This is a genomic window from Streptomyces sp. NPDC001634 (assembly GCF_040298185.1).
GTDB lineage: Bacteria > Actinomycetota > Actinomycetes > Streptomycetales > Streptomycetaceae > Streptomyces.
The window spans coordinates 1-4,069 of the sequence record NZ_JBEOZU010000192.1; the positions used below are offsets into that span (position 1 = coordinate 1).

The window sequence follows — 4,069 nt, forward strand, 5'->3', positions numbered from 1 at the left end:
CAACGTGCCTGCCACGCCTGTAGTCGTTCTGCCCATCCATGAGACCAATCGTAGTCAGGCCTTGTAGGATCTTGGGTGTGCAGCTCCGCTACAACCTCACCTGTGCGGCTGACCCGGTCGAGGCTGGTAAGCACAGCGACGATGCTCGGCCCGGAAACATGGACGGTGACGAAGCCGTCCCGCTCCTCGACGACGCCGGGCACGTGGAAGTGCCGGTCCCCGGCAGCGTGTTCGACGAGGAACGCCCAGGTGTCGCGGTGCATTTGTAGTTCGGCGGCGGAGATGCCGGCTGCGCCTTTGAGGAGTTTCGACGGGTCCCTGCCGTCTGGCTGGGCGCCGGGAGTCGGGGTCGGCGCCGACTGCTCGGGTCGGCTGGCCGCGGTGTTGCCCATGCTGTTCTTTGATTGCGGCGATTTCGTGACGGATGTCGGCGAGCGGGTCGCCGACCACCCTGCGGATCTCCGTAAGTCCGGTGGCGATCGCTGCGGTGGTGTCCTGCCGGTACTGGTCGATGGCGTGCTGCTGGCCTGCCACTTGCTGGCGTAGCTCGCTGAGCTCTCGCAGGATCTGGTGCAGGAGGTCGCTGTTGTCCTGGTCCTTGCCGAAGATGCCCAAGTTGCCCCCCTTGGTCGTCAGCTGACCTTGGTCAGGTTGAGGGTGGGACGACTTATCGACAAGGACGCGATCCGGACACGCATGGCGCCCCGCCCGGAGGGGTCCGATGCGGGGGCGTCGTCATTCCTGTCGTGTTTCGGCGAGCCACTGGTCGACAAGTGCGTGCGCAGCCTGCGGGTCGGGTGCGAGATCCGCGAGCTGCCGCAGCCCCGCTTCGTCAACGGCCAGCCAGCTGCCGTGCCGGTCGGTCACGGTGGTGGTGTCGATGCCGTGGCGGGCGAGGAAGGCTTTTCGGTCGGCGTCGTTCATACGGTGATCGTGCCCGTGGGGCGCCGGGGTAGCTGGCCCGTTGGGGTGATCATTGCAGGGTTGGCGTCATCCGAGGTAGGTCACCTGCAGCACGGTGATCGTCTTGAGCGTGTCCCCGATGAGCAGGACCGCGAACGCCTGCCCGGTGATCAGCATCCGCACGACGCCGTCATCCTCCCCGTAGGGCTGGGTGGCGGCGATGGGGTCGCGGCAGGCGTCGGCGAGTGCGAGGGTGAGGGCTTCGCTGGCGGCTGACGGCATCGCTTCGTGGACGGCTTCGGCGGCCGGGTCGTACTTCAGTCGGTAGATCACGCAAGTTCCACGGGCAGGATTGATCGACAGCTCTCCGCGACAGTGGTAGGCGGCGTGACTCTTCCCTCGTCCGGAAGAGTAGCGGAGCGGTGACCGTGCGTGGTCCGGTTTCGGGTTACGCTGCCCCGCGGACGCGGATGCGTGCCGCGTCGGCGAGGACGCGGTCGGTGACGTCGATCCACTCCCCGGGCGGCTCCTCGCCCCGCGCTTCGGCCGCAGCGATCTCCCGCCCGCGCTGAACCGCGGCGAGGGTGTCCTTGGCGATGCGTTCCCAGCGGGCGAAGACGGCGAGCAGCTCATGGGCCGGCGCCCGGTTGATCTCGGCGAGGAAGCGCTGGGCCAGCACCGGGTTCCCGAGGGCGTCACGGATGGACTCGATCGTCCAGGTCAGCTCGCCCATCCCGGCCTCCCAAACTTTAGCGAGATAAATTTCAGCCTAGCCGATCCGGCTTCCCAGTTGGCGAATCCCATCCGAGAATCCCAGCCCGGGGTGTCCAGTCCGGGAATGTGGCGGCAGTACGGTGAGCGTCGCTGCGGTCGCAGGGGGAGTGCGAGATGCGCTTCTACAGCAACGGAAACTGGAGCGTCGGGCCCGTCGGCGCGATCATCCTCACCATGTTGTGGCTTGCCGCGTGGCCTGTGTGGCTCGTGGTCGGCGCCTACAAGACCGACGTACGGCTAGGGCATGTCGCCGTCGTAGTCGTCGCCGTACTCCTCATCGCCGCAGCGATCGTGGGCGGTAGCTGCGACGGTGGCCATGTCGGCGCGTCAGTGCCACCGGTGCGAGTGCCTCCCTCTGCCGGCGCGAGAGGGGGCACTCGGGTGTCAACTCGGGCGCTGGTCTTCCGTTCCGGATGGTGCGGGCGTACGGTCCTGGTATCCCGCGAGGAGCGCCCTTGGAGGCGCGAGGCCCGCCGTTTTCCACCGACGGCGGGTCGCGGCATGTCTGGAGCGGACGAGCACGCCTGTGCCAGGTATGTCATGTGGGAGACGGTGCCGGGAAACACCCAAACAACTAGCCCGCCAAGCAATCTGATGACACCGGTTCAGGGCGGACTTGGCACCATCGGCCGTGTGGGCCCAGCACAAATCCTGGCAGATGCTGCGCTCCTATCACATGGAAGGGTTTTGCGCTGTCAAGGATTCGTTGGGTCCCTTTTCGATCCCCACTCGTCCAGTCCAAATCCAAGTGGAACCTGCAATCACAGTTGTCGGTATGCGCGACAACTAGGAAAATTTCTGGTTCGGTGGAGGAGATTTGATACGGGAAGTTGATGGCATGGCTGCCGTCCTCGCCGGCGCGCGCCGCCACGGTCAGTTTCGGGTTGTCCAGATCCACGTCGAAGTATCGGGCTGTCATCCCTCCGCATGCGTTACCAAGGTTGTACGAGAAGCCTCGTGGTGCCGTACGTGAGTCCACGCCGACTCGGAGAGCGTGGAGAACAACGCTCTCCGTGGTTCGCCCTTGCAGAGTAAGGCGGATGATCACCGAGTCGGCGTCGACCCCTCCCTGACGCGTTGCCCACGCAGACCAGTCATCGCTTGGTGAAGGAGTTGGGGCCGTCTTACTCGGAATGACCGCGTAATTGTGGCACGGGGCATCTTCCGGGGAGTCTACTTGCGTGGTCCAGGTGAAAGGAGTCTTCTCTCCTCTAATCGCTTTACCGGCGCCTCTGAGTGCGTCGACGATGAAAGGGCTGACGCTTGCCACAACGATGCCTGTGATTAGGCCCGTGAGGCCTTTCCAGTGGCGCCGCCACCACTTCTTTCGTTTCTTCTTTGGTGTGTGGGTATGCGAGGGCTTCCTTGAGGGGTGGGGGCTGGGCATGCGTCTCCTGTTGGTTGGCGTGCGTCTCCCCTGGTTGTTTCCCGTTTTGGTGATCTGTGAGCGGAGTTCACCCGCGTGCTGGGGTCTGGTTGGCGTGGTCGCCGGTACAGGGGGCGGAACGAGGCATGTCCGGAACGCACGAGCACCCCTCTGTCGGCGCGAGAGGGGCGTTGTGTTTTCGGAGGCTTCTACTCCGCTGTGGCCTTGGCGTCGGCGGTCTGTTCGCTGGGCGGGTCACCCGGCTTGGCATCGCGGGCAGCCTGCCGCTCCGGACGCTTGGCTCGGGTGCCATTACCGGGGCTGTCCTGTGCCGCCCAGTCGGGTTCGGGCCCGGGATCCTTCGCGGGGAACCCTTGTCACCTTGAGGCCGACGGCCCGGCCGCGAGTGTGTTGCCCGGTGTCGCACGTCAACAGCCGTACCTCGCGGGCAGCCAGAGACTGGATGGCCACCGCCCGGTCGATGATCTCGTCGTCGACGACAGGCAAGCGCACGTGCCCGCCGCGCACCTCGGCAGCCGGACCACGGAACGCGTCCCAGCCGACGGTCAGACGATCATCACGCCCGTTACCCCCGACCAGCGCGAGTGGTGCACTCATCCATCACACCCGCCCCGTGACCAGCGACTTCAGGGTGAAATGGACTCATTGAAGTCGGACCGATAACGGACGCTCTAGCCAGTCACGCCGGGCTTCGTCCAGCTCGGCTGCCACGATGCGGACTTGCTGTGGAGAATAGCTCCGCACCGGCCGAACGAGGTGAGGGCGCGCCTCGTGTCAGTTGTCCTGGGCCCGCCTTGATCATCTGACGTCGCGCGTCTGCGTGAACCGCCTCGGTGCTCGCTCTCGCCCTTTGCGTCGCCGCTCGCGCGGGCCCTCACGGTGCGGTCGGGCGAGCGCGCGGTTGCAGGCGCTAGTAGGGCTTGGTCAGGTTCGTATTGGGGTGGGTATGTCTCGGTGGCAGGTGGGGCAGGTGCCGGCCCAGAGGGTGAGGAGTGTCTGCAGCTC

General features: G+C 65.7%; 5 protein-coding genes and 1 pseudogene. 1 reads left to right on the plus strand and 5 read right to left on the minus strand.

What is annotated here, in order from left to right; translation table 11 throughout:
- Positions 1–392 (minus strand): annotated as a pseudogene (locus tag ABT186_RS47295) (hypothetical protein); the annotation flags it as partial.
- Here ABT186_RS47295 and ABT186_RS47300 point away from each other — a divergent pair.
- Positions 391–546 carry a hypothetical protein gene (locus ABT186_RS47300; protein WP_351228424.1) on the plus strand — a complete coding sequence of 52 codons (156 nt, stop codon included), beginning with the start codon at positions 391–393 and terminating at the stop codon, positions 544–546. The pseudogene ABT186_RS47295 and the gene ABT186_RS47300 sit on opposite strands and share 2 nt — an antisense overlap.
- 189 nt (positions 547–735) lie before the next feature.
- Here ABT186_RS47300 and ABT186_RS47305 read toward each other — a convergent pair whose 3' ends face one another.
- From ABT186_RS47305 to ABT186_RS47320, 4 genes are all read right to left on the minus strand, one after another.
- Positions 736–924 (minus strand): hypothetical protein, encoded by a 189-nt coding sequence (locus tag ABT186_RS47305; RefSeq protein WP_351228422.1) that lies wholly within the window; start codon positions 922–924, stop codon positions 736–738.
- Positions 925–990: 66 nt separating this feature from the next.
- Positions 991–1,236, minus strand: a complete 246-nt coding sequence (locus ABT186_RS47310) for a hypothetical protein (RefSeq protein ID WP_351228421.1) — start codon at positions 1,234–1,236, stop codon at positions 991–993.
- A 115-nt stretch (positions 1,237–1,351) separates the two neighbouring features.
- On the minus strand, positions 1,352–1,636 hold the full coding sequence (locus ABT186_RS47315; RefSeq protein ID WP_351228419.1) for a hypothetical protein: 285 nt from the start codon (positions 1,634–1,636) through the stop codon (positions 1,352–1,354).
- Between the two features lie 1,719 nt (positions 1,637–3,355).
- The gene (locus ABT186_RS47320; protein WP_351930613.1) at positions 3,356–3,661 is read right to left on the minus strand and encodes a hypothetical protein; all 306 of its coding nucleotides are present in this window, start codon (positions 3,659–3,661) and stop codon (positions 3,356–3,358) included.
- Between the last annotated feature and the right edge of the window lie 408 nt (positions 3,662–4,069).